The 268-nt window shown below is 40.3% G+C and carries 1 protein-coding gene; it reads left to right on the top strand.

The genetic code is table 11. From position 1 onward, the window contains the following. Positions 1–268, top strand: a 268-nt coding sequence (locus ICJ85_RS16250) for a nitronate monooxygenase (RefSeq protein WP_188224840.1), incomplete at both ends; no start/stop codon positions are given.

Genomic DNA, 268 nt, shown 5'->3' with positions numbered 1-268 from the left:
GATATATGAGTCCTCAACAAATTAAAACGGCTTTAAAAAATATTCAGCAACTCACACGATCTCCCATTGCTGTGAATCTGTTTCTCCCCGAGCCCGAGACACATAAAATGGACGAGGAAGCTATTCAACCGATGCAGCAACACTTGAATACATACCGTTCAAAACTTGGAATACCTGAAGTTCATGACATTCCAGATGTGGAGAATTTATTTAAGAAACAGCTCGCCACCGTGATCGAAGCGGGCGTTAAAATAGTTAGTTTTACATT

Origin of the sequence: Aestuariibaculum marinum (assembly GCF_014596975.1) — a bacterium.
GTDB classification, from domain to species: domain Bacteria; phylum Bacteroidota; class Bacteroidia; order Flavobacteriales; family Flavobacteriaceae; genus Aestuariibaculum; species Aestuariibaculum marinum.
The sequence above is the reverse complement of the archived record's forward strand: the minus strand, read 5'-3'. Positions and strand labels throughout refer to the sequence as shown.